This window comes from Sphingobacterium paramultivorum, from assembly GCF_014109745.1.
GTDB classification, from domain to species: domain Bacteria; phylum Bacteroidota; class Bacteroidia; order Sphingobacteriales; family Sphingobacteriaceae; genus Sphingobacterium; species Sphingobacterium paramultivorum.
In genome coordinates this window covers 305,466-331,686 of the sequence record NZ_CP058555.1, presented here as the reverse complement: position 1 = coordinate 331,686, position 26,221 = coordinate 305,466, and the positions used below count along the sequence as shown (strand labels likewise).

Below are 26,221 nucleotides of genomic sequence, written 5' to 3'. Positions count from 1 at the left end.
AGTGTTCTCTTTTTTATAGCGGATTCTGAAGCTTGTCTACCTTAACCATTGACCTCGTTATTGCTGATATAAGGACTCTTTTATCCCGGAATTACATCCAAAAAAACAGTGTTATACGCTGGGTTGATCTGTAATCTTCTGTAGTTAATTAATTCTAATATTGTTTCATAACACTTGATCGCCATTTGGCGTGAAGGTTGTGTAAAAACCGTCCAAGTGGGATTAAGGATCCTTGCATAAGCGGTATTTGAAAAACCGATAACCTGAGCACAGTCAGCAAGCATTCCTTCATCTGTCAATAACAAGGGTAAAACTTTTGTTGTTAATGTATCCGTCGTTGCAATGATACCATCATAGCATAACCCCTCCTTCTGTTCTTTCAAGGGTCGAAGAAGTTGTTTTTTCAAATCTTCATTCGGATGATTGTATTCAATTTCAACAACAGCCCAGCTATAATCCGGTTCTTGCTTACCTAAAAATGCACTCCTTATGCCTGCAATTCGTGCGTCATTTGCACCGATACCTTTACAGCAGAGCAGTAATATATTTTTACAACCTTGTTTTAACAACTGTTTAGCAGCAATAGCGATTTCACGTTCGTGCCGTACACCTATTTTATGGGTTTCCAATCGATGATTAGTTCGGTCAAAAAGTACCACAGGGCACACTTGTTTTTGAATATAGGCTAGTTTTGAACAGTTGGAATCATCGTGTACGGGCGAAATAATGATCGCCGCTACCCGATTTTGGATCGCCACATCCAATGCTTCACATTCTTTTATCGGATTGTTAAAGGTCTGCAACAGAATAACATTGTAATCCGTCTTCGAAAACAACATCGTGATTTCCTCAAAAAAATCAACGAAAAAAGGACTTGACAAGAATGGAACGACAACAGCAATTGAATTAGAAATACCCGTTTTTAGTGTTTTTGCAGCCAAATTGGGAATATAATTGACCGAGGAAGCGTAGTCCCGGACCAAGGTCTTCGTCTTTTCGCTGATTTGATAGTTATCGTTTAAAGACCTCGATACCGTAGAAAAAGACAAATTTAGTGCTTTAGCGATTTCCTTTATCGTCACATGTTGCATGCTGAACTCGTTTTTAACTCAAAAAATAACCAATGCACAAAGGTCAACCCAATTAAAATCGAGTTGATCTTAGTCAGGAAAGACCTTTTATGCAATTGATAACCAAAATGAAGATTTTCTATAGAGGAGCCATTACCTGACAGCATCGTATTTCACCACATCCGGTAGGACATCGATCGTTTCATATTGCTGAACTTTCCCTTTAGAGCCCTCCATTAACAATGTGCTACCTTCCTGTTTTCGCGTGTATTTTTTACCTGCAAAATCGATTACCATTCCCCCCCCGTAATCAAAAACTGATGCAGCATCACCGATCTGTAGCTTTGCAGATTTCAAACCATCAAGCTGGACAGTTATCTGCCAATTACCTACCTGCAATACCATAAGGCCGTCGCCAGTATGGATACTTTTAATTACCTGCGGTTTACCATCTTTAACCTGTATGACTGTCAAATATCGCATCTTCTGCACCGCAGTAGAGGTAACCCCGCAATGCCATTGATCTTTAAATTCTTTGATATCGCCATTGACGTCCTTTACATTGGCCCAATTGACAGCTGGCTCAGAAAATTTATTATGGATCTTCATCCCTATTGGGACAGCCGCAAAAACGCTGGCCGTTGCATGCCCTCCTTCCATCATTACTTCAAAGTTTTGGACTTTACTGTCCATTGCTGGCAGGGCCTTCATTGCATAATAGGGTGCATGAAATTGGGTGGTCCATTTTATTGGCTGTTTTGCTTCAAGCTCGTCATACAGTACGATTATTCCGCCCTCCAGCTGTACCATGTGACGACGATATTTTTGTACCCCCACATCACCATATACACCCGTTGACTTAGGATCAATTCCTAACTGGTCAAACCTATTCAACCAAAAACTACTTTCAATAGCACCATAAGCATTACTTGCATCTCCTAATGCGTATTGAATCCGTTCGCCACTTAGCGCACGAGGAATCCATCCATACCCTTCCTCTCCAATTTTTTGGCTCAGGCTATCCACCAATATTGTGCTATATGCTCTTGAAGTACGGTAGTAGAGTAAATTATGTTGATCACTAAAATTACCGTAATAACCCGAACCTCCAAAAACCGTCTTTCCCTTAAAGTTGACTGTTATCGCATTTTGTGAAGCACTTCCATGTCCAGATGAACCAAATGGGTTACTCATCAAATAGCTACTCAAATCTTTTTTTGTATCTGCCAAATTGGAATGTATGGCCGCAACACCCACATCAGCAAAATTTCGCAGCTTAGGGAGATCCTCTGGCGACTGCTGAGGCAGCTTCCGGTAAGGATTATAATTAAGTAGCCGATAAAAAAGATAATCATCAGAAGGCCTTGTAAAATACTCGGGATTGTCTTTTTTTATCGTTGCTACATACCAATTTAAATAAGGGTTTTCGGCACGATAAGCAAAGGCATCAGCAAATAATCCTTGCTGTCTGGTCATAAAAGGCGTGTTCTCCCACATATCTCCATACGCAGTTGTTGCCGATGCAGGTGGATGCGTATACATCAGGTAAAATGGAAGATTCTTCATCCAAGGAAGCTGGTAATAATCAACCCCAGAAAGATCGCCGAATAATTGACTTAGGTAAATCATAGATTTATAGTTGACTTTGAAATAGCCATTGCCCTCATGCCAACCGCCATCTGTTGTCCCCAATACAGGATAACGCGCACTCCACACCTCGTAGAGATACGACAACCATTCTTTCGCTTCTGGAACATCCCCTATAACCGCTACAGTGGCAATGGTCAAATTACGCATGGTAATTTGCCAAATATGGTTATCACTGACATGTAATTCGAACCTATTGGGCAAATGGTCATATACGCGCTTCGCCCGTAATCTTATTATCTGTTGCAATAAGCTCTTCTCCTTTTCTGTCAAGATGTGATATCCTGTATCATAAAACCAGCCCAAAGCTTCAAGCACTGCTCCACTTGTAAAATCGTCACCCGTTGCGAGTCCATTGGGATCCATTTGCGCGATATTCAAGGCTCGTCGTTTGGCATCGCGTAAAAAGCGTTCGTCTCTGGTCAACTGGTAAGCAATACACAGATTGCTGATCGGTGTCCCCACCGCATCCCCAAAACCATGGTACATCGCCTCGATAATCTTCTTCTTTTCGAGCGGCGTCTTACCCGTAGTATCGATGACGCGCATTGGCTTTTCCACTGGCAAAGGTTCCTGCATCAGCTTTTCAGCGTAGGCAATAAAATGATGTGCTTCAGGATTGTTCCGGTTATTTTTATAAAACACTTCGCCACGTGTATGCATATCCCATAATCGCGGATGGGCCACTTGGTTACGTGCAAGCACCTCACTTACAGGCGGAGATACTTGTTGACCTTGCGTCTTCGCATCGATGACAAAATCATACACCTGCGACCATGTCCAACTGTCGCTTCCATTCTTTGCATAGGCATATTTCCAATACCAGGAACCTGGGGCCAAGGACTGATGTAACGGATACACCGCCCAGGCCTGAACATCACTTGCGATGACATTTTTGGTAAATTTGCTATCCCTAGCTAAAACAACTTTGTACCGTACATCAGCAATACCTGGATCCTGCGGTACTTCACTTCCACTTTCCATCGGCAGGACCATCTGCGTACCATTTGTAGCAGGCCACATCAACGCCGGAGCATTGGAAGAAACAACCGTCCCCCCCATTGGATAAGGCCACTCACGTACACGTGCATGCAGTTTATCCTGGCTCAGTTTAATCACTCCAGCCTCCTGCGCCGATACATTCAATGCGACAACGGTTGAAAAAAGATATAATAAAGTTTTCATAGTTATGAATGTGTTACCATCTTATAAAACATGTTGTTCAAAAGCGTCACCATTATTTTTACACCAAGATTTAAGGTACTGACGCATAGACTTTAATTTTGCTTTATAAGCAGGCACTACTGCCAGATTGTTTGTCTCTCCTGGATCCTTAGCAAGATCAAATAGTTGCTCCCGTATCTTACCTTCGCTGTATACAATATACTTCAGACCATCGGTAATAACTGCTCTGCCACTGATCCCCAAGAGCTCTTCATTATCTGCAAAATCAGTTTCCACAACCAAGGTATCGCGCAGGTTTACGTGGGTTGCTGACAACCTTTTGCTAATATCCAATCCCTTTAAATACGAAGGAGCCTTTACCCCCGTAAACCCGCATATTGTTGGTATAATATCTGTACCATTACAGATCAACATATCATCGACTCGAGGTTTAATTTGCCCTATTTGTGAAATAATAAAAGGTACTTTGATCGATTCTTCATAGAGGACCTGCTTTTGGTTCCAACTATGCCCAGCGTAGCCATCACCGTGATCAGAAGTAAAAATGATAATCGTATTTTGTTCAATACCATACTTTTTCAAAGATGCCAGTACCATCTCAATATAATTATCAACCTTTTCCACTAACCTATTATAGGCCCAGCGGTACTGACGCCATTGGCCTTCTGTCCAATTGATGCTCGGATAGGTACGAAAATTAGACTTTTGTTGCTCTCGCACCATTTCTGGCTCATGTGCGGGTTTTTTCCAGTTCATGGGTAAGACAGGGCATAGTTCGGGTGCTGGAGCATCTTTGAGAACATCCATTTTCAATTCTTCATCCCGTGCCCATTCACAGATATCATGTGGATTCAAAAAAGACGCAACCAGCAGAAAGGGATCTTTTTTATGATCACGGATAAAGCGCGCACAATAGGAAGGCGTCGCAGCATCGTTGTAATCCAAAAAATCTGTGTTTTGAATATATTCAAAACCATGCTGGCTTATCTTTGAGACGGGGATTGACAGATGCCATTTCCCTACATAGCCTGTTTTATACCCCCCTGCCTGAAAAATCTTCCCCATCATCAGAAGGCTATCCGGCCAAAGACCATCTTTTTCCGGAACATTACCTACAAAACCCGTTTCGTGTGGCCGACGACCACTGAAAATCGCCGTACGTGATGGAGCACACAAGGGTTGCACGCAATATGCTCTCCTAAATCTTACACCATTGGCAGCCAGCTTATCCATGGCCGGAGTATGCAGATCACTATTTCCGGCAGCACTCATGGCATCTGCCGTTTGCTGATCGGTCATAATAATCAAGATATTTGGTCGTTGCTGGACTTGGGCTTCAGACCTGCCTAAAAGTCCTATAAACAACAGCACTATGATCATTATATTCCTTTTCGTTTCGGTTCCGAAACCTTTACGAAAAATACGCGTCCTATTCATTCCTGCTTTTGAATTGTTCAGTAATTTGATCTATAATTTTTTATTTACTTTTTGGGTATTAATTCCACAAGTATCGAACTTCCTTTTTGCTGCACGACTTAAAAGCCCGGATTCTGTCTTGTTATCGCCTTATTGACATCTGTTTCATTTTGAGGGAATGGATACAATTCATGTTTCCCAGGCACAAAATTATCAAAGGCAGGATAAGGGTAATTTGCGCGTATAGCTTTTACTTTAGTATTGGTTTCTGCAATCGCACTGGACAGTTTATTCCAGCGGATCAGATCTGCGCGGCGCATTCCTTCAAAACAAAGCTCTTTTGCTCTTTCATCGATAATAAGATCGAGGAATGCAGCCTGGTTCAAACCAGGTTTAACAGCAATCTGCGCTGTCGTAGCCTTCGGTAAAAATGCAGCGGTAACAACGGCACCGGAACCTGCCCCCCCGGTAATCGATACGCTAGGAACAGCTGTATATCCCTGTCCCACATTATCCACGACAAGGGTCTTTAAACTATTTGTGCCTGTATTTCGCGCAGTAATTCTTGCCGCCGCAAAATTGCCACCACCGCCAGATACTGTAACGATCGGATTGGCCGTGTACCCTGCTCCGCCATTAACGATCGTTAAGCTAAGGCCATAATTCATGTTATCCAGACCATACGCTCTTCTCCGCACCTGATTGATTGCATCAATTGCAATCTCATTTGGACCACCATTCAATTCATTTTCCACTTCTGCACGCATAAGCAACAGATCCGAGTAGCGCATCACGACATGATTGATATACGTGAAGCTGGCTTCCAAAGCATCATTTGACTGGTATTCCCTACTCCATTTACCAACCGCCCAATTGGCTTCGTTGTTTCCCGTTAAATAAGTCCGTGCTCCTGCTGCATTAATGTTGTATTTTGCAACGACAAAATCTTTTCGTTGATCATTATCCTGAAATAGATCGTAAAATGGCCGCATCACGATGTACCTTGGATTTGTGGGCTGAAAAACACCCTTTGCAGTCGTTGGCGCATTCCAAAACCCGATCCACGAACCGTTACCGCGCGTCCCTGATGGGTTAGCGAAAGCAACCTCAAAGATATTTTCAGTGAACTCTAATTTATGCATGCATTGGTTTTTGAATACCTGTATATAATCCGGGTTGAGTTTATAGACACTTGCTCCTATCACTTCATTGATCTGTTGCTGTGCCAAACTATAGTATTCCTTGTATTTGTCAGGCCTTTTCATCGTTCCTTCGGCATTAAGGGAATAGCCACCGGCAAATAAAGCTACCCGCGCAAGCATCGCCTTACAGGCCCATTTATTAATACGTTCGTTTGTTGGCATTGCTGCAGGAAGAAGTTCAGCGGCTTCCTGCATATCTTTTATGACTTGCCCATAAATCTCGTATCGGTCGGTCAAGCCAACGGTTAAATTATCTCCCGCTTTGGAGGAAGAAATTTTAAATGGCACATCACCCCAGAGACGTATCAATTCCGAATAATAGAAACCTCGCAGAAACTTGGCTTCCCCTAAAAAGCGATTCAACTGTGCTTTCTGATCTTGCGAGCCACTTTTAAATTGATCCATCTGCTGGATATTTTCGATCACGGTATTGGCCCGATTTATCCCCGTATAGAAGGCACTCCAAACCGTATAATAAACATTTGTTTCTGGCATAGCTTTATAATGCGGTATCAGCCGCCAAGCATCGCCCGTATCACCCGAAATTTGACCAATATCGGTATCCGTGTCAAAGACCATAGGTAGATTCCAACCATAGACGTCAACAGCAGACATGACTTCATAGACACCCAATGTTGCCATATTTGCTTCATTGACATCCGCAAAAAAATTATCACTTGTAAAGCTGGAATACGCTTCCGCATCCAATATTTTTTTGCACGAATGCAGGGGTAACAAGGTGAACAAAGAGAAACCCGCGATAAGCAAATTTCTGGAAGATTTTATTTTAAGGTTCATATCAAATATGATTTTAAATACACAGTTTATAAAGACAGATTAACTCCCACAACAAAGGATTTAGCCTTTGGATAAGCACTGAAATCCACAGCAGGGGTGATCGCATTGTTGATCACACTCACTTCCGGATCATAGCCCGAGTATTTTGTAAATACATGCAGATTGTAGGCTGTAACATAGATGCGTGCGTTAGCAATCTTTGCTTTATTAAGGAGCTTTTTAGGCAATGTATAACCAAGACTAATAGTATTGATCCGTAAAAATGAGCCATTTTCGATCACGCGATCAAACAATCTTCCCGTAGAATATCCGGAGTAAGAAGCGACTGTTTTTCCCTGGTTCAACGCAGCAAGCTGCTCGGGATTGTTCATGATATTGTTGCCCGCAGCATCGATTGTGGTAAATCTATTGGCCATAAACCCAAAGGTATTGTAGTAGTCGTTATTGACCATATTGGCAAGCGTATTCGCATTGTATACATCATTTCCCACCACAAAGTTCAAAAACACACTGAGGTCTATTCCTTTATAACTGAATGTGTTCGCGATTCCACCCGTATAACGTGGGTTGGCATTTCCGATGTAGGTACGGTCATAATCGTTGATAATGCCATCAGGGGCACCATTCGGCCCGCTAATATCTTTGAATTTTTGAAATCCGGGCTGCACCGTCACATTATCTTTTACAACGCCTGTTTTAAGTGAATAGGTATTATTTGAAGCATTAAAATCAAAATCATCAACAGTATACAAGCCATCAGCAAGATAACCATACATAATTCCGACAGGTCTCCCCACTTCAAGGATGTAATCATTAGAGGTCGTATAACTGTTGGTCACCATCGTTTTTTCATCATTGCTCAAGCCAAGTACTTTTGTCTTCGGAAATGCAATATTGAAATTGGTACTCCAATTGAAATTATTGTTTTTAACATTAACCGTATTTAAAGTAAATTCTAAGCCTTTACTGGATGTGGTACCAATATTTTGAAACTGCGTTGTGTAGCCTGAGCTCGCAGGTATACGCGTATTGAACAAAAGATCCTTCGATCGGTTGTTGTACCATTCGGTCGTCAAGGTCAGCCTTTGATTGAACAAGCCGAAATCCAGGCCTATATTTGTTGCCTGGTTCGCTTCCCATTTAAGCTTTGGATTGGGCAGATTGCTTTGATAAGCTGTCGGTGTCATCTGACGGTTTAGCGGATAGAATCCCGAATTAAAAATGCCCAAGAAAGCGTAGTTTGCAATTCGGTTGTTACCTGATTTCCCGTAGCTGACGCGCAATTTAAGATCCGATACTGCGGGGATAGCTTTCATAAAACCCTCGTTCACAATACGCCATGCTCCCGCTACCGAAGGAAAATATCCCCATCTGCTTTCGGGAGCAAATTTGGACGAACCATCAGCGCGTAAGGTTGCCGTCAGTAGATATTTGTCTTTAAATCCATAATTTAATCGACCGAAAAAAGACAGCAACATATCTTCTTCTGCATGCGAGGTCGGAAAATTAGCGACCGTCCCCATCGATAGGTCGTTCCATCCATGATTGACTTGCGGGAAATTGATCGCACCGCTACCAAAGCTCTCCATATAATTACGGATATATTCTTGGCCTAAGGTGAAGTCTACCTTATGATGATCAAGATAGGTGTCGCTATAGCTCAATGTATTGCTATAGTTGAAGCGATTGGTCTGTATATCATTAATGCTCCCAAAAGGACCTCCTGCCCGAATTGCAGTAACGGAGCGAGAATCCGTAAATTGTTTACTCTTGTTGCCGTTCTCCGTATAACTGACCAAACCCCGGTAGATCAGTTTTTTCGTAATGTTATACTGCAAGGTAGCACTCGCATTCAGGGTCTTGATCAGTTGTTCCCGTCGTTGTGACTCCAAGGCTATTATTGGACTTTGAAAAGTCGGTGCTTCAGGTGCTGGATCATAGGGATCCCGTTCAGCATCGATGAGGTCAGCATCCGAATCATTGCGTCCATTAACAGGCCGATATCTAAGTACAGTCTGCAGAAAACTTAATCTTGTATTTCCACCTTCATTGGTTCCCAATCCTGTAATTTTCTGATTTGAATAGTTTACAATGGCATTTAAGGTAACCTTATCACCTAATTTATGATTCAAGGTAAGTTTAGCAATATTTTTCAAAGCTCCGCTGTTGATCATAATTCCTTTATCATCGTTGCGGGAATAGAACACATTAAACTTCGTATCTTTGCTACCACCGTTCATACTCAATTTGTGATACTGGCTGACGGGCGATCCGCCAAAGATTTCATCCTGCCAATTTATACCCGGTTTATTTCCATAGTAGTATTGCAGCGAATCATAAGTCCCGTAACGGTTGAGAAATAAGTCTTTCTTGACCTGGTCGGTTCCGGTACGTTCCCATTGCAGCTTCAGGTACTCATAGGAATTCAATAAAGGAAGATTAGCGTTAAATTTTTTCACGCCCACGTAGCCATCATAATTAATTCTCATCTTACCGGCTTTGGTCACTTTGGTCGTTACCAACACGACGCCATTGGCTCCACGAGCACCATAAATTGCTGTTGCAGAAGCATCTTTTAAAACATCAATAGACTCAATATCCATCGGATCCAAAAATGCCAGACCGTCTGTTTGTGGGACACCATCGACAACATATAAAGGTTCATTGCTTTGCGTGATTGAAGTACCACCACGAATTTTTATCGAAGGATTCTGTCCCGGAGTACCGTCATTGGTACTTACCTGAACTCCCGAAAGGCGTCCTTGCAACGCTTGCGCTACGTTTTGAACAGGCACCTTTGCGAGCTCCTCCCCTTTTACAGAAGAAACCGCACCCGTCAAATCTTTCCGTTTTTGCGTGCCGTAGCCGATCACAACAACCTCATCCAGACTATTATCCTCCGTTTGAAGGGAAATGTTTAGCGTTGTCTGGTTATCGATTTGTCTTTCCAGGGTTCTATACCCAACATAGGTAAAGATTAATACACCATTGGCTGGAGCAGCAATTGAAAACCTGCCATCTTCTTTCGATGCCGTATTTCGTTTCGAGGCTTTTTCCAGAATGGTAACACCGACCAATGGTTTGCCATTTTCATCCTGGACCCGTCCTTTAAGGGTTATCGTTTGCTGTGCATAGGCGCCCAGGCAGCCAAACAATAATACCCAAATCAACCAAAATTGCTTCATTGTATAAATTAGGTTTTTAATTAATTTAATTGTGTTTATAAGTAGTTTGTCGTTTGCCAGCGTAATCATCATAATCAATAGGTGGATATATCTTTGGCAATACCGCTAGGACAAACTTAGCATTCCACGGTCTGAATCGATTTCAATAATGATAAAAAAGCTTACAGTTTTGATAAATAGAAACCTAACCAACTTAGTATCAACTTAAATAAATCTCAAAAAAATCATTCAGCGCAAGTTATCCTGCAAGGCATCCCAGGGGCTTGTTTATCATTTTTAAAAGTATCCGCAACAAATGAGAAAGTCTAAAACCCCTTCGGCAGGTACTTTTATGATCGACTTACATTTATAAAAAAAATCATGATGAAAGGATTTCGCACCTTTATTATTACGCTAGCGCTTAGCAGCAGTACGACCATTTATGCGCAACAGACGAAAGCTCCAAGTTGGTTTCAACATTCCGTGGAAGTTATTGGTCAACAGCTGAACAAAGCAACTCAACGATATACTCCCGGTCAAAATCCTCGTTCGGTCAATCCGGATGGATCTGTCCGTTTGGCGAATTACAAAGATTGGACGACAGGTTTCTTTCCAGGATCACTGTGGTATGCTTATGAACTCACCCAGGATTCGAAATTGGCAAACCAAGCCAAACGGTTTACATTAGCGCTCGATTCTATCCGTTACATCACCAATACCCATGACCTTGGATTTATGCTGTTTTGTTCCTATGGAAATGCCTATCGCATTACAAAAGACAAAACATACCTCCCCGTATTGGAAGATGGAGCCAAAAATTTGGCTGCGCGATTCAATCCCAAAGTGGGAGCCATCCGTTCGTGGGACTTTGCATGGCTTCATTATCCCGTTATCATCGACAACATGATGAATCTGGAATATCTTTATTGGGGAGCAGGACAATTTCATAAACCCACATACAGCAGCATTGCAGATACGCATGCTCTGACTACCCTGAAAAATCATTACAGACCTAACCACAGTAGTTACCATGTGGTGGATTACGATGCCACAACGGGCCATGTTATTAGTAAAAAGACCCATCAGGGGCTAACAGATGAGTCATCCTGGGCTCGTGGGCAAGCTTGGGGGCTATACGGTTACGCCATGTGTTATCGCTTTAGCAAGAAAAGCGAATTTTTAAAACAGGCCGAAGATATAGCTGCATTTATCATGAACCACCCGACATTACAAGTCGATAAAATACCAGCTTGGGATCTCGATGTACATAATGCTTATGACCTAGACGAAGACGGCAGAGCTCCGCGCGATGCCTCAGCCGCCGCTGTTATCGCATGCGGTCTTCTTGAATTGAGTACCGAAGTCAAAAATGGAGCGAAATATTTCGATTATGCCGAAGATCTTCTAAAAACCCTCTCCTCCGAAAAATACCTCGCAAAACCTGGCGACAACCACTTTTTCCTCCTTAAACATAGCGTAGGAGCATTTCTCTACAATTCAGAAATTGATACCCCATTAGATTATGCCGATTACTATTACTTAGAAGCCATGAAACGTTATGCTGAACTTAAAAAACTAAAATAACCCCTAAAATAAACGATAAATTGTGTAACGCATGAAAAATCAATTCCTAAATTTAAACAACATGAGCAAATTATCGATCATGTTGCTGATTCTCAGCTCTTGTTCAAAATCTGTCGCCACGCTAGACCAACCCGCCACAACGTCAAAACTTAGCGCACGAAACAACCTTACTGCTGTAGCAGATTCTGCCACGCTGCTCGTGGACGTCAATTATGAATCAGGAACCAAAAACTCAGACATCCCCAACCTAACCACCACCCACGCTACTGCTGACAGTGCCGAATACGTAGTTGGCTCCAGCCGAACAGGGAATTATGCCATAGCCCATAAAGTCGTTGTTGGTGATAGCAGCTACTTTTCTGATAATCATTGGCGCAGTGAAGCCGCGACCTCACAGTTATTTGATGACGGAAAATATTACAATGGCGACGAACGCCGTTTTGAAGCAAGTTTTCTGTTAAAAGATTGGGTCCCTTACACCACAGCCTGGGCTGCAAACGGCGCCATTATCTTTCAAGGCAAGCAAAACGGTGGTGGAAATCCCGCTTGGTACCTCAATGTAAAGCGGAATACAATCACTTTCCGTCTCCCTTATGCCAATATTGAACCAAAGATTATAAACGATTTTCGTACTTATATCAACCAATGGATCGATATCCGTATTGATGCAAAGATGACCACCGACACAACAGGTTACTATAAAGTCTATTGTAGACTGCAGGGCGAGCCTGATTATACTTTAAAATGGGAGATTAATAATATCGCTACGTTTAATCAAGCTGTAACCGGCCCTAATCCATCAGGATACCTCAAATGGGGGCTTTACTTACCGGCGTCACAGCCCAACAGCACACCTCCGGAAGTTCCCACTCGCATTATTTATCACGATGATATAAAGATATATCGTCTGCATTAGCAGCAGTAAAATAAAAAAGCCGCTTCAGTACCGAATGGTTCGAAGCGGCTTTTTTATTAGGAATTCGCCCTATCCACCCCTTGCTTTTCCAGGTATTCCGAAGGCATACAACCATAGTACTGCTTAAATGTCGTAGAAAAATAAGATGGTGTATTAAATCCACATTTATACGCGATTTCCGATAATGTATACTTCCTTTCCTGCAGCAGTTCCACGGCCTTCTTCAAGCGTATTCGTTTAATCATTGCTGTCACCGTATCGCCAGTAATGGCTTTGATCTTCAAATATAGATTTGTGCGACTCATCCCCAATTGTTGACTGAGTATTTCGACAGAAAAATTATACTCATCCAGATTAGATTCGACAATCGCAATTACCTTTTCCAAAAACTCCTGGTCCAAATAATTGAACGTCAACTTCTCTGGTTCTATTTCCCCTGTGTTTTTATAATATTCCCTTAAACGGTCACGTGTACGCAACAATGTTCTCACTTTTGCGTCCAACAAGGCGATAGAGAAAGGTTTTAAAACATAATCATCGGCTCCCATCTCAAAACCTTTAAGCTGCTGCGAAATTTCCGATTTTGCAGTAAGTAGGATGATCGGTATATGACTTGTCTGAATATTCTGTTTAATTTTTTTACAAAAATGCAAGCCATCCATTTCGGGCATCATAACATCACTGATAATTGCATCAGGATGTCTATCGGCCAATAGCGCCAATGCCTCTTTACCATCAAATGCCGTTATGACCGTATATTCTTGCCCAAAATACTCCGCTAGATAAGTCACAATTTCACGATTGTCGTCGACAATCATCAAGACCTCTTTTTCCTTTGTATCTGTCGCTATGGTAGAAACATCCTCATCCGGTCTACCTTCCTCTTCTGTTGATCTGTAGTGAGGTTGATCCCGATTCGTTTCCTGTGGGTCGATGCCATGTATATCCTGCGCATAGCATTCGTCGGCCAAGGGTAAGCTAATGATAAACACGCTGCCCTTGCCCAATTCGCTACTAACTTTGATCTCCCCGTGATGCAAATCGACCAGACTTTTGGTGAAAGCCAAACCTACACCTGAACCCAAATTCATTTCCTTCTGATCGATCTGATAGAAACTTTCAAATATTTTGTGCAGATGTTCATTCGCCATTCCTCTCCCCGTATCTTTCACCCGGATAATAACCTGTACGTCATCTGCTTCCAGCTCGACGCGAACGGAATCTCCAGCAGCCGAATATTTGAACGCATTAGACAATAGGTTATAGAGCATACTCTCTACCGCGATACGGTCGATATAACAGACGAAAGAATCAAGAGCAGTATCAAATGTAAAGTCGATATGTTGTTTTTCCGACAGCGGTGTAAAAGATTTGCAAACCTGTGCCGTCAATGCGACGACATCCAATTTGGCGACCTGTAGTTTTCGCGTTCCAAGTTCTGTTTTTCGAAAATCGAGCAATTGGTTCACCATATCAAAAAGCCTTCTTGTATTACGCATAATCAGCTCATGGCTTTGTCTCATCTTCCGATCCAGCGTCGGTCGTGCGAGTATTTCTTCCAAGGGTGCCATAATCAAGGAAAGTGGCGTCCTAAACTCGTGGGAAACATTGGTAAAGAAATCCATTTTTACCTTGTTGAGGTAATTGTTTTTTTCCCGTTGTATCCGCTCCAATTTAAGCTGATGCTTAGCCTGTACCCGCTCGATAAGGATACGATAGATGATATATCCTGCGGCTGCCACCGCAATTGTGACGAATAGGTAAAACCAACTTGTTTTGTACCAGATTGGTTTTATGATAATTTCTAAGGTGCGCTCAGGGCTCTGCTCCCCTTGCGAACCGGTCGCTTTGACGCGAAAGACATATTGACCAGGCGGTAGATTGGCGTAGCTGGCCTTCGGAATATTTTCAGCTTGCTGCCATTCCAGATCATACCCCTCTAGCTTATAGTTATATTTAGTACTATTCGGAGCTATAAAATTGAATGTATTGAAGAAAATTGTAAATTGTTTCTGTTCATGACTAAATTCCAACGTATGAACAGCATCGAGCTGCTGAACCAAAATATTGCTCCCATCTCCGACTGAAATTGTTTTATTAAACAACTCCAGGCCTGTAAACGCTATTCTTAACTTTAAAGGTGCATGACTGATGGATTTAGGATAGAAATAGGTAATACCATTAATTCCTCCAAACAACATCATCCCCGTTTTGGCCCTACAGGCCGCATTCAAATTGAGCTGTGTATTTTGTAGAGTATGCAGGCCATCGAAGTAAACACGCTGTCTTGCATCAGTATTATATTTGATCAAGCCACTACTAAGTCCCAGCCAAAGGTCTCCCCCTTCATCAGGGAGTATACTATTAATGGTCCCTTTTGCAAAGTCCGGTCTGGCTTTATAGTTGATGAAGGAATGTTTTACTTCATCAAAAAGATTTAGACCATCCCGGGTACCGATCCAAATCCGTCCTTTTTTATCTTCAGCGATACAGTTAACCACGTCATTGCTCAGTGTGCTATTAGCGAGCTGTTCGAACCTATTGCTCACCAGATTATAGCGATTCACTCCGTTATTGGTACCAATCCAAAGCCTCTTTTTACTGTCTTCCATCAGAAAGTTAATTTCTGTCGAACTCAATTGAACCCCAGATTTATCCGCCTTAAATTCATTAAATTCAGCACTGTTCTCGTCAAATAGATCAAGGCCGGTCTTCGTTCCAACCCAAATTTTACCGCTATGATCCTTCAGCAGTGCATAGACCATATCACCCGAGATACTTTGAGAATTATTCGGACTGTGTTTAAACACACGGCAGTAGCCGGTTTTTGGATCCAGTATATTGAGACCACTATTATGCGTACCCAATAGAATTTTACCATCGGTACCAAATTCTATCGCTTTGATATTATTGGAACTAATGGATCCCCCGGTTTCTTGATATGCAAAATGGCGAATGACATTTTCTTTCGGTTGCCAGTAATCGACACCTTTGTCATTTGTTCCAATCCAAAAGTTTCCAGTTTTATCCTCTTTAATGACATTCACTACCTTATCGTTCAATACCGCATTACCGGTATTCTGAGAAAGTAGATTAAAGCTAATGTGATCGTTATGAAAATAATTCAAGCCTCCATAATACGTACCCAGCCACATGCCTCCCTGTCTGTCGCGGAAGATACAACGTACAGAGTTTTGGCTTAATGTTAGGGGTGAATTGGCATGATGATAATAATTTTCAAAATTGCCGATTCCATCAAAAATGGACAGTCCCCCAAAAGTTCCGATCCACAGTTTTCCACTTACATCTTTCGTTATACCACGGATATTATTATCTGCAATACTATGGCCGTTCATAGGAATTCGGAGAAAATTCAGGAATTGAAGATTTCGGGTATCTAATCGCAAGAGTCCTTTGCCCTCGGTTCCGATCCATAGGAAAGGGCCATCGCTATAAAAATAATTCACCCAAAGATTTCCGAATGGAGTTGCCAGAGGTCTTGTCTTTCCCGATTGCACGTCATAAAAGAAGAGACCATTTTCAGTACCGAGCAGCAATTCTTTACCCACCATCGCAATGCTGTATATTCCTTTGGCTCCATAGGCATGCACATTGGGTTTTAACGCTTTGAACAGGTCATTTTTAGGATCATATCGATAAATTTCGCCTGTGTTGGTGGAGGCCCAGATATCTCCCGACTTATCCTGGATGATGTTGGTAACATACCATTCGCCAGGCTCGGGATTTAGGGAATAATTCTTAAAACTATTTGTATTCGAATTGTACACACTAACACCTCCATTGCCTCCTACCCAGAGCTTTCCGCTGCGATCTACAAATAAAGAAAATATATAATATGAGCCTATACTTGACTTATCGTCTTTTGATGGTTTATAGATGGTGAAAGTTTTGCCGTCGTAACGATTGAGCCCATCCTGCGTACCGACCCAAATAAACCCAAGTGTATCTTGTGTAATAGCAAATACTGTACTCTGTGACAAGCCCTTATCGACAGAAATATTAATAAATGATTTTGAGGTAGATTGAGCATGAACTCCAATACTCAACAAAAACAAGCCTAATAAGTACAATAATTGTCTTATATATTTCTTTGTGAACATAAATCGTAGCTTGGAAAATATCATTATTTAAATCAACCCTATATCATCCGATACCCCTATATGGTTCATTGATACTATGAAAGTTTTTGGTTTATTCGAAAACAAATATCGACAAAATATTATCAGAAAGGAATGAAAACAGGATAAGTTTATCCGAATTACTTATCTTAAGGCTTGGCACTTTATTTCCCTGAATTGTAACTTCAGCCAATATCGGCGTACCCAGTTTATTTTTTGTCGAAGGCTTGCCTTTGTTTTACACCAAATGCAAAATAAGTTGGAATAGGTGCCCTATCAGACAAAGGTCGATGGTGGTGTGTCAATAACCATGGACCCTATCAGCTGTTTATAAAGAACAGACAATTTGAAGGGAGCCATGATGATGACTCCCGCAACGGAAAGTAGTGTTGTATTCCCTATTTATTCAGCGCCTTTTCTATCCAGGATTTGGCAGCCTCAGTCTTGTTCTCGGGGGAGACAGCACGATCAGATAAGTTACCTGCTTTATCAAAAACCAGATAGCTCGGAATAGCATAGTCAAACTGTTTGATAACTGCTGCAAATTGTTTTTTATAGAGGTAATAATGATCGCCTTCCAGCAGATTTGTAAACTCCTGGAATTTTTTGCGATCGGAGCTTTCATCCGTCACATACACAAATACCACATCATCGCGATCGCTATACTGTTTCTTTACCTTTTCCATTTCAGGAAAAGATGCAATGCAGGGACCACACCAGGTCGCCCACAAATCGACCAGCACCACTTTCCCCCGATAGGGTTTGATCAACTCTTCAATAACCTCCTCTTTGTCGACTGCGAAAGGAAACATCGAGACCTTTGAATTAGATTGCTGTTTTAGGAGCACATTTTGTTCATCCTGATAAAGAAGATATTCGCCCAGGTCTTTAATTGTAAAACTATTTGTTATATCGTATTTATCTTGTGGACTTAACAGATAACCCTTGTTCATCTTTTGAACAAAGGCACTTGCTGTTGTCATCTCATAAAACAGGTTGCCCTGCCCTTTAAATATAGGATCAAAGCGCTGCTGCAACTGTGTTCTGAAGGCTCTAGGCCCAACCGCTGTAATATCTGGAAGATGTAATAGCGTATCTTGTAGGATAGCAGCCTGAACATTCGAATACACAGAATAATAGAGACTCATCGTATCCTGATACCTGGGGTTAAGGATATCGCTGTAAAACGAAATATCCCGTGTTGGTACCATCGGAAACTTGGTAGAATCCAGTCCAGCATTTTTATTGTGCTCATACACAGTAGCTGCATAATTTAAAAGAAAGCTTGGTACCTGAAAACCTTCAACGAGTCGGGTATAGTATTCCCTGAGGAATCCCGAAGTTGTATCTGCGATCAGTTTCTTTGTCATCTCTTCCGTCTGGCCCAAAAGATATCTTTTAAAATCATTGGCTGATTTAAATGGTGTTTTTATATTTTTTTTATCGGTTGGATAAGTAAACAAGCCCATCAGCAATTTTTCCTGCTTTGCCGAATTGTCAAAAATCTCCTTAAACGGCCCCTGATAATGCAAGCCGCCGTTTTCACCATTCTGAATATCAATGGTTAACGTGCCTACCTGTTTTGGTACTAGTATAAAAGCAAGGTATTGTCCATTTAGCCGCATATAGACCGCAGAAGGTCCAAAGGAATAGGCTGATGCCATTAATGTAGAATCATTTACTTGTTTAAATGGCAATGGTTTATCCTGTTGGAAGGGATTGCTCATAAACGGAATAGGCAGATCGAGATCTTTCACATTCTTATCGCCCCTAACCTTAACGACCAAGGTTACAAAACCACTTGAAAGCGAAGGGCTTTGCGCAAAAGTACAGCTCAGCGACAGGATGCACAAGAAAAAGACACAGCTCATTTTTTTTAGCATAGCTCAGGATTTATATAGTTTACCGGGTTATTTACCCTCTAATTTAAATAATATTTTAAATTAAAAGCAATCCATCCAAGCTAACGGCGTCGTGAAATCGGCAATGCAGGCCCGAGAGTTACTCGAGTACCTCTGGCTGATCGATCTTATCCACCAGTTCACGCATCCAATTATTGAAATCCACATCCGAAGGGATATCGAATTTCTTACGCAGCCTATTTTTACGGACCTGTACCGCCCGTATTGTCACAAAGGTATATTCCGAAATATTTTTTGTCGAAAAGTTGAGAAAGGCCATTGCGCAAAACTCCAATTCGGTGCTTCTAAGATTTGCGTCAAATGTTTTTAATGCTTGAATAAACTCGGGGTACAAATCGGTAAACAAGATCAAAAATTCGGGATTATTACTTTTGGCGAGGTCGACCAGATTATTGAATTTATTTTCTCCAATCTGTTCGGTCAGCGCTCTATTTGTATTCTTCGTTTCCTGTAAGGCCCCTTCTTTCTCGTCCAGGACCTTTCGGTTGTGTCTAGAGCGTCTTATAAAAAATGCAATTACGATAACGAGCAACACGAAGGCCATGATTGAAAAGGCTACTGATTTTGAAACCTTTGTAGCAGACTCTATATCTTTTGATTTCAAGATCTGGTTGAGCACAATATCCAATACTTGTTTATTTTCGTTCTCTAGCGAATCATTGAGCTGATTATAATGAATATTATATTCACTGGCTTTATTGGCGCCCAACTTGTAGTATTGATAATACTCCGCTAGAAACTTGTATTGGTTTCGCATGGCATTTCTATCGCCAACTGCCTGCATGTTGGCCAGGCTTTTATAAAAATAAGGCAATGCTTCTTTAATATTACCTTTCTCTTGCTCTAAGCTACCCAGGTAAGTATATGTATTGAAGTATATGGGAATTTTATTCTGCTCAATCAATTCCAGCGACTTTTCGAGGTAAAATTTTGCTTTTGCAAAATCCCCTTTCTTGGTATACAATGTCCCAAGGTCATCATAAACGCCTAAACCGATCATCGCTGAATCTTTTCCATGCAACTTGGGTAATATATCCAACTGAAATTGGCTATATTTCAATACAGAATCCGCCTGTCCCAGCCAATCATATGCTGTACTTAAATTCCCGTATGCATGTAAATAGGATTTTATTTGTATTTCACCCTTCAAGCTACCGGTAGATGCTATTTGGAGATGAAATTCTCGAATCGCTTGGCGCAATAACCTTAGTCCCAAATACACCCGTCCTTTTAAGCGATGCGTTTCGGATTGTAAAAAGATCTCCTTTTTATAATAATCTGTCGTCTGAATCTGTTGAAGATGGCTAAAGGCCTCCTTAAACAATCCAATATTCAAAAGTGCATCTGCTGCCCAAAAATGAGCTTTTGCTTTTCCTTCATCATAGCCATATTCAATGGACAAATCAAGAGCTTTTATAGCTGATTCCAGTTGGGGAGCCATTTTTGCTGCCACATGGAGCTCTTTCGTTTGGTTTAAGATGGAATCAATCTCTTTTTCTTTGCTACCATTGGCTATTGTTTTCAGTGCAAATAACAATAAAATCAAAGAGAGAATTCGTTTTTTCATAGGATAGATTGTCAATTAAGATTTTTTTATAAGTATCATCTGAACCCTACTAAAGCCAGCATGACAGGTTATGCAAACATAAGAATTTTGACAGAAAGGTCTTTCTGCCCGCCACAAAAAAAAAGACTAGTCTCACGACTAGTCTTTGATTTTACGAAACAACAAATTTTAAGTATAATCTAAAATTACATATTATTTAGAACAATTCCAAATAGAAGTCAAATTGTTTACAATCGGTAAGAAACCGTCGCCACAAAGTTTCTGCGCTGCTGTGGATTCACAGACCAGTAGCCAATGTAATACTGCTTGTTGTTTATATTATTGAGATTGAAATTGACCCTGAATTTGTTAAACGAGTAGTATACGCTGCCATTTAAAAGCGCATAGCTCGGGAGCTCAAATACACCGGTTACGCTATTGTCGATGACCTTGTATTTGCCACCATAGTTACCACCAAGACCAAAGCCCAGATTTTTGAGTTTACCGTTCTGAATCTGGTACGATCCCCAGAGATTGCCCAGTGTACTCGGTCCTTGTCCACCCGGAGCACGTCCCTTTTCGTTGTAGAAATCATTTCCGTTTCCGGCAATGATGGCAATATGGTTGTAACTGAATCCAGCTTTGACCGAAAAACCGGCGTATGGTATTGCTTCGACATCAAAATCAAATCCCTTACTCTCGACCTTTCCACCCTGTATGGAACCTGTGGGAGTGCTATACACCCGATTGGCAACCCTAATATCATACAGGGCCAGTGTTGTCCACAATCTGTCCTTGATCAGGCTCACCTTGGTGCCGAGCTCCCATTGGTTGGCCCGCTCCGGCTTAAAGGATTGTACCCCGGTCTTGACATTATTGGCATCGTATACAATACTTGGCGCAACATTGTAGAATGCATTCATATAATTGGCAAAGAGCGAAACGCGGTCTTTTACTACCTGGTAAACTAAGCCCAATTTGGGCGAAAGTGCCCATTGGCTATAATTGTCGTCCGCATTGGAAACCTCCCCTTTTGAATCAAAGTAATCGGCACGCAAACTCGCCATCAACGAAAGGCGGTCGGTCAGATCCAATAAGTCTGAGGCATATACACTGAACGAACTGTTTTTGATATGCGAAGGATCGCCAGCTTCGGTATTTGCCAACAGCTGATCAATCGCCTGACTGGTGAGCGGAACCGGCGTCAGCTCCTTACCATCGCCATCCAGTGGCCCCTTGATCAGTCCCTGCGGATTTACCCGACGTCCCAGTCCCCAGCCCGAACCATGGTCCTTCACGTCGCGGGCAAAATAGTCGACCCCGACCAAGAGCCTGTTTCTCAGACCAGCCAGCTTAAAGTCGCCGTTAAAATTCTGCTGTATATCAAAGGTTCGGGTCTTCTGGTTTTCATTGTGAAAGTACTGGTCAAAAAAGCTATCACCAGGCTGATTTCCCCATATATAGCTATAGATCCCATCAGACTTCACGTTGCCCATGGAAACCACAGTCTGTGAATTCCACTGCTCATTGATCTTGTACAGCACCTCGCCCTGTACATTGGACCGCGGATTTTTAATGGCCAGATCGTTGCTGGTAAAGGAAAGTTCGGGGTTGAGGTTGAGTTCGGCAATATTTTTAAAGGTCAGCGGAGCCACACGGTCCGAATGGAAGAAAACCGGTGCTACAGCTCGTTTCATATCGAGCAGCTCGGCCATCAGGTTGATCGTCAGCCTGTCATTGACCTTATAGGTCAGTGAAGGCGCAAAGTAGAATGAGTTTTTAAAACCCGCATCCTGAAAACTATGCTCGCGGTGGAAAGCCGAATTGATCCGGAGTGCGATCGTCTTATTTTTATTTAGCGGTGAGTTGAGATCTAAGGTTGCACGATGCAGGTCGTTGCTACCATAGTTGTAGGCCACTTCACCACCAAAATCAAAATAAGGTTTTTTGGTGATGGTGTTGATCACGCCCCCGTAACCGTAAAAACTAGCGCCAAAAAGCGTTCCCGAAGGCCCTTTAAGCACCTGTATTTCCTCTACACCCGCTGGATCAAGGATACCGCTCGACAAACCCGGAAGCCCGTTGACCAGGTTGCTTTGCGCCTCAAAACCTCGCAGCGAAAAATAAGCACCACCATCGCCACCCCGTCCTGTCGATTCCCAGGTACGGCTTATACCCGATACATTGCGCAGCAAAGCATCATCAAAATTGGTAATGGCCTGCTGCTTCATTACTTCATGAGAGACTGTACTGTATACCTGTGGGTTTTCGAGATTGCTCAGCGGCATTTTGGCGACAGAGCTTAGCGTCCGGTTGGATTTGAATGCAGATACGAGTACCTCCTGCAACTGCGCATAGTTTTCATTGAGGACAAAATCAAGCACAGTTGGCTTATTGCCTTCAACGGTTAATGTTTTTTCAATTGAATTTAAACCCGTAAAACTGGTGACGAGCTGATAGCTGCCCGGTTTTAGGCGTTCAAATTTGTAGTGACCATTTTTATCTGTCTGTGTCTGTCTGTTCGTTCCCTTAATGGTTAGGTTGACAGATTCCGCTGGATTGCCATCCAAAGTCGTAATCTTTCCAAAGATACTGGCTGTCTGTGCATTGGCGACACCGGTAAGCGATAACATCGCTACAGCAATATGTATAGATTTCATTCCATAAAAAATTTATGGAGCCGAATATAATACTATTTGATGTTTAATTAAAACTAATTAGACTAATTATAAATAATAATCCAATTAACTGTTAACCTACAGGTTAAATAATACGGTGCTCAACTCGCTTTATTGGCCTATTGATTGGCTATCGGAAAATTCCACGCTTAATCCACTGTCAAAAAAAACTGTAACAAAGCGTATGTATTCTCAAAATAACTAACCTTATAGCGACAAATTATTTTCAACATCCTGTAACAGTACATATCAGGGTTGTGGCTACCCTATTTATCTCGATCAGCCTACAAGCTAAAAAGGTCAGCCCTATCGGACCAACCTTATCCAGAAGGAAATTATCGATAAAGATTTTAAAAGTCGCTTAATTCTCCAAGCAGCCTCACCTCGTAAAAAAAGGTGGCCGATAAAATCGGCCACCTTTAGGATTAGAATTGAATAATAATTGTCCTTAAAATTCGGTCATATCAATAAAAACTGATTATATTCTTATGAAAGTTTACTGTCATCTTGTACTGATTTAAAAACGGAGTTCCCAATAAGCCTTCTATCGGTAAGGCATCGTTACCTGTTCCGCCACCGATAGCCTGATCTGTAATCACAGTATACATATCCTGCAGAGCCAGCTCACCTACTTTTGCATGCGTTAGAAACGCTATACGATTGCCTTGACTTGTTCCATTCACCTTTTTGATATCCACCTCACCTTCCTCGAAATCAATATAAGGTTTTAGTTCAGTTTCCAATGTCTTTTTCAATACATTGGCATTTGCACCACAATCTATTCCCATTGGATACATCTTTCCGCCAATAGCAATATCCACAATCGGAATATGCCGTTTCAAACGTAAAGGATATTGCGCAAGCAGAGGCCCTTTCTCGATTGACTTTGCAAGCAGCTCACCACGTTCGTCCAATTTTTCGAGCAATAACTCCTGCCGTCCATAATCTAATGTAAACTGGTAGTTTTTCAATACGCCGATGCCCAGCAAACCGAAGATAGGACTGCCATCTTCCAGTTGCATATCGTCCATTTCAGAAACTGGAGCCTCCAATCCATTGAGTACAATGCCTCCTATCTGAAGGCGATTGCCTGCTGACCAGACCACCTGTTGCATCTGCCCGCCAATACCTGCGAAATCTACTGAAACATCAGTACGAATCTGTTCTGCGGGAACAAATTTTTGCACTCGTAGCGAAATTAATCCCTTTCAATCTATTGATCTAACCAGATACCCAGCAATCTCCTTCTAGCGTCCATTAATATCATTTCAGAGTAATAATAAAAGGTAAAAACTGTGCTTTCGTTCGTTAAAACTTACTTTTGGATTCAAAAAGTCAATAAAAGAATTCAAATGAAAAAGCGCTATAAATTCATCACACTAGCTTCTCTCTCTTTTCTTACCAACAGTTGCAACATGTTTGACATCCACCCTTATTCAGGAAAAATCGATGGAAGAAAACATATTAATGCAGATAATATCGTCAAAATCGAACATGATTATGCTAATCAGGATACCATCCGCTACGCTTTTATCAGTGATTCGCAGCGCTGGCACGATGAACTTGACGATTTTGTAAAAATAGTCAATAAAAGAAATGACATTGATTTTATTGTACACGGCGGCGATATTAGCGATTTTGGACTTACCAAGGAATTTTTGTGGCAGCGTGATATTTTGGAAAAGCTGAAACAACCTTATGTCGCCCTTTTGGGGAATCACGATTGTCTCGCCAATGGCGAAGAGATCTTCGAACAGGTGTTTGGCACAGCCAATTATAGTTTTATTGCAGGTAAAACAAAATTCTTATGTTTAAATACCAATGCGCTGGAATCAGATTACTCCAATCCCGTTCCCGACTTTTCATTTATTGAGCAAGAGCGTCAAAAAGATACCACACGTTTTGATCAAACAGTTGTCGTCATGCATGCCAGACCCACATCCGATCAGTTTAACAACAATGTGGCTTCGGTCTTCCAATACAGTATAAAACAATTCCCCAATCTCCTTTATTGTACCAATGGCCACGATCATATCTATCAAGAAGAAGATATTTTTAAGGATGGTATCATCTATTACGGTACTCCCAATATCGGTAAACGTCAATTTCTAATTTTTACAATCACTAAGGATCACTATACCCATGAACTTGTTTCTTACTAAATCAAAAATACGATCTTTCGCGCTTGTTACCCTTTTCTTTTCAGTTCACAATATGGCTCAGGCTTCCGAACACCACTATCTCCCACGAACAAGCTTGGCTGGCAACAAAACGGACACCCTCCAGGAGAATAGCATCACAACGGACAGCATCAAAACGGGAAACATGAGATCTAAAGAACTAAAAAAAGCCGCCTTTAGCCTTGTTCCATCAAGCTATATGCTTCAATACGCAGGATCCATAGGACTGCTTTCTGCCGGAACAGGCTGGGATTATGGCCGACACAAGCAGTGGTCGACAGATTTCCTGCTTGGCTATGTACCAAAATACGATACAGACCGGGCTAAACTTACCTTAACGCTGCGTCAATCGTATACCCCTTGGGAAATTAAACTCAGTGAACAGTTTACTTATCATCCCTTGCGTACCGGCGCTTATCTCAATACGACCTTGGGTAAACAATTTTGGTATAAAGAACCCGACAAATACCCGAATAGCTATTATCGGTTTTCGACCAGGCTACGCATCAATATCTTTGTAGGACAGGACTTCAGTTATAAAATCAAATCCAACAGTTCTTATTTTGAAGGCATAAAATTCTATTATGATCTTCATACCAGCGATCTTTACCTCGTTAGCGGCGTACAGAACAAGTATCTTAAATTTGATGATTACATTGGACTGGCCCTAGGTGTCAAGCTACAGATTAGGCGAAAATAATGCACAAAAAAGGCTAGATCGATATCGATCTAGCCTTTCTGTTAAAATACAATCAACGCACTAACTTATTTAAG

The 26,221-nt window shown here is 41.7% G+C and carries 14 protein-coding genes; 4 read left to right on the top strand and 10 right to left on the bottom strand.

The features are described from left to right. Window positions 1–80: 80 nt before the first annotated feature. The 5 genes from HS960_RS01375 to HS960_RS01355 all read right to left on the bottom strand — a co-directional run bounded on the left by HS960_RS01375 (window position 81) and on the right by HS960_RS01355 (window position 10,503). Window positions 81–1,091 carry a LacI family DNA-binding transcriptional regulator gene (locus tag HS960_RS01375; RefSeq protein WP_182331083.1) on the bottom strand — a complete coding sequence of 337 codons (1,011 nt, stop codon included), beginning with the start codon at window positions 1,089–1,091 and terminating at the stop codon, window positions 81–83. A gap of 132 nt (window positions 1,092–1,223) precedes the next feature. After that, window positions 1,224–3,902 carry a DUF4962 domain-containing protein gene (locus HS960_RS01370; RefSeq protein WP_182331082.1) on the bottom strand — a complete coding sequence of 893 codons (2,679 nt, stop codon included), beginning with the start codon at window positions 3,900–3,902 and terminating at the stop codon, window positions 1,224–1,226. A 21-nt stretch (window positions 3,903–3,923) separates the two neighbouring features. Further along, window positions 3,924–5,282 (bottom strand): sulfatase family protein, encoded by a 1,359-nt coding sequence (locus HS960_RS01365; RefSeq protein WP_159727941.1) that lies wholly within the window; start codon window positions 5,280–5,282, stop codon window positions 3,924–3,926. A 155-nt stretch (window positions 5,283–5,437) separates the two neighbouring features. Then, window positions 5,438–7,318 carry a RagB/SusD family nutrient uptake outer membrane protein gene (locus HS960_RS01360; protein WP_182331081.1) on the bottom strand — a complete coding sequence of 627 codons (1,881 nt, stop codon included), beginning with the start codon at window positions 7,316–7,318 and terminating at the stop codon, window positions 5,438–5,440. A gap of 26 nt (window positions 7,319–7,344) precedes the next feature. Continuing rightward, complete coding sequence (locus HS960_RS01355; RefSeq protein ID WP_182331080.1) at window positions 7,345–10,503, bottom strand: SusC/RagA family TonB-linked outer membrane protein; 3,159 nt, start codon at window positions 10,501–10,503, stop codon at window positions 7,345–7,347. A 360-nt stretch (window positions 10,504–10,863) separates the two neighbouring features. Between HS960_RS01355 and HS960_RS01350 the strand changes: the two genes are divergently transcribed. Beyond that, window positions 10,864–12,066: a glycoside hydrolase family 88 protein gene (locus tag HS960_RS01350; protein ID WP_228280168.1), complete on the top strand. Its 1,203-nt coding sequence runs from the start codon at window positions 10,864–10,866 to the stop codon at window positions 12,064–12,066. A 61-nt stretch (window positions 12,067–12,127) separates the two neighbouring features. Next, window positions 12,128–12,982 (top strand): heparin lyase I family protein, encoded by an 855-nt coding sequence (locus tag HS960_RS01345; protein ID WP_182331079.1) that lies wholly within the window; start codon window positions 12,128–12,130, stop codon window positions 12,980–12,982. A gap of 56 nt (window positions 12,983–13,038) precedes the next feature. Here HS960_RS01345 and HS960_RS01340 read toward each other — a convergent pair whose 3' ends face one another. The 5 genes from HS960_RS01340 to HS960_RS01320 form a co-directional block, all read right to left on the bottom strand. Then, window positions 13,039–17,103 carry a two-component regulator propeller domain-containing protein gene (locus HS960_RS01340; protein WP_228280167.1) on the bottom strand — a complete coding sequence of 1,355 codons (4,065 nt, stop codon included), beginning with the start codon at window positions 17,101–17,103 and terminating at the stop codon, window positions 13,039–13,041. Window positions 17,104–17,519: 416 nt separating this feature from the next. Beyond that, window positions 17,520–19,004 carry a TlpA family protein disulfide reductase gene (locus HS960_RS01335; protein WP_182331078.1) on the bottom strand — a complete coding sequence of 495 codons (1,485 nt, stop codon included), beginning with the start codon at window positions 19,002–19,004 and terminating at the stop codon, window positions 17,520–17,522. Window positions 19,005–19,122: 118 nt separating this feature from the next. Then, on the bottom strand, window positions 19,123–20,610 hold the full coding sequence (locus HS960_RS01330) for a tetratricopeptide repeat protein (protein WP_182331077.1): 1,488 nt from the start codon (window positions 20,608–20,610) through the stop codon (window positions 19,123–19,125). A gap of 227 nt (window positions 20,611–20,837) precedes the next feature. Beyond that, a complete protein-coding gene (locus tag HS960_RS01325) occupies window positions 20,838–23,249 on the bottom strand; it encodes a TonB-dependent receptor (RefSeq protein WP_182331076.1) in 2,412 nt (803 codons plus the stop codon). A gap of 482 nt (window positions 23,250–23,731) precedes the next feature. Continuing rightward, entirely contained in the window at window positions 23,732–24,454 is a 723-nt protein-coding gene (locus tag HS960_RS01320) for an aspartyl protease family protein (RefSeq protein WP_182331075.1), read from the bottom strand. Between the two features lie 165 nt (window positions 24,455–24,619). Here HS960_RS01320 and HS960_RS01315 point away from each other — a divergent pair, with 165 nt between their 5' ends. Together HS960_RS01315 and HS960_RS01310 are read left to right on the top strand one after the other, a co-directional pair. After that, window positions 24,620–25,429 (top strand): metallophosphoesterase family protein, encoded by an 810-nt coding sequence (locus HS960_RS01315; RefSeq protein ID WP_182331074.1) that lies wholly within the window; start codon window positions 24,620–24,622, stop codon window positions 25,427–25,429. A gap of 163 nt (window positions 25,430–25,592) precedes the next feature. Continuing rightward, window positions 25,593–26,147 carry a hypothetical protein gene (locus HS960_RS01310; RefSeq protein WP_182331073.1) on the top strand — a complete coding sequence of 185 codons (555 nt, stop codon included), beginning with the start codon at window positions 25,593–25,595 and terminating at the stop codon, window positions 26,145–26,147. Window positions 26,148–26,221 lie beyond the last annotated feature (74 nt).

What these genes read in the sequence shown, in the direction of transcription:
- HS960_RS01375 (WP_182331083.1), bottom strand. Translation starts at nt 1,091, where the DNA reads ATGCAACATGTGACGATAAAGGAAATCGCTAAAGCACTAAATTTGTCT.
- HS960_RS01370 (WP_182331082.1), bottom strand. Translation starts at nt 3,902, where the DNA reads ATGAAAACTTTATTATATCTTTTTTCAACCGTTGTCGCATTGAATGTA.
- HS960_RS01365 (WP_159727941.1), bottom strand. Translation starts at nt 5,282, where the DNA reads ATGATCATAGTGCTGTTGTTTATAGGACTTTTAGGCAGGTCTGAAGCC.
- HS960_RS01360 (WP_182331081.1), bottom strand. Translation starts at nt 7,318, where the DNA reads ATGAACCTTAAAATAAAATCTTCCAGAAATTTGCTTATCGCGGGTTTC.
- HS960_RS01355 (WP_182331080.1), bottom strand. Translation starts at nt 10,503, where the DNA reads ATGAAGCAATTTTGGTTGATTTGGGTATTATTGTTTGGCTGCCTGGGC.
- HS960_RS01350 (WP_228280168.1), top strand. Translation starts at nt 10,864, where the DNA reads ATGATGAAAGGATTTCGCACCTTTATTATTACGCTAGCGCTTAGCAGC.
- HS960_RS01345 (WP_182331079.1), top strand. Translation starts at nt 12,128, where the DNA reads ATGAGCAAATTATCGATCATGTTGCTGATTCTCAGCTCTTGTTCAAAA.
- HS960_RS01340 (WP_228280167.1), bottom strand. Translation starts at nt 17,103, where the DNA reads ATGTTCACAAAGAAATATATAAGACAATTATTGTACTTATTAGGCTTG.
- HS960_RS01335 (WP_182331078.1), bottom strand. Translation starts at nt 19,004, where the DNA reads ATGCTAAAAAAAATGAGCTGTGTCTTTTTCTTGTGCATCCTGTCGCTG.
- HS960_RS01330 (WP_182331077.1), bottom strand. Translation starts at nt 20,610, where the DNA reads ATGAAAAAACGAATTCTCTCTTTGATTTTATTGTTATTTGCACTGAAA.
- HS960_RS01325 (WP_182331076.1), bottom strand. Translation starts at nt 23,249, where the DNA reads ATGAAATCTATACATATTGCTGTAGCGATGTTATCGCTTACCGGTGTC.
- HS960_RS01315 (WP_182331074.1), top strand. Translation starts at nt 24,620, where the DNA reads ATGAAAAAGCGCTATAAATTCATCACACTAGCTTCTCTCTCTTTTCTT.
- HS960_RS01310 (WP_182331073.1), top strand. Translation starts at nt 25,593, where the DNA reads ATGAGATCTAAAGAACTAAAAAAAGCCGCCTTTAGCCTTGTTCCATCA.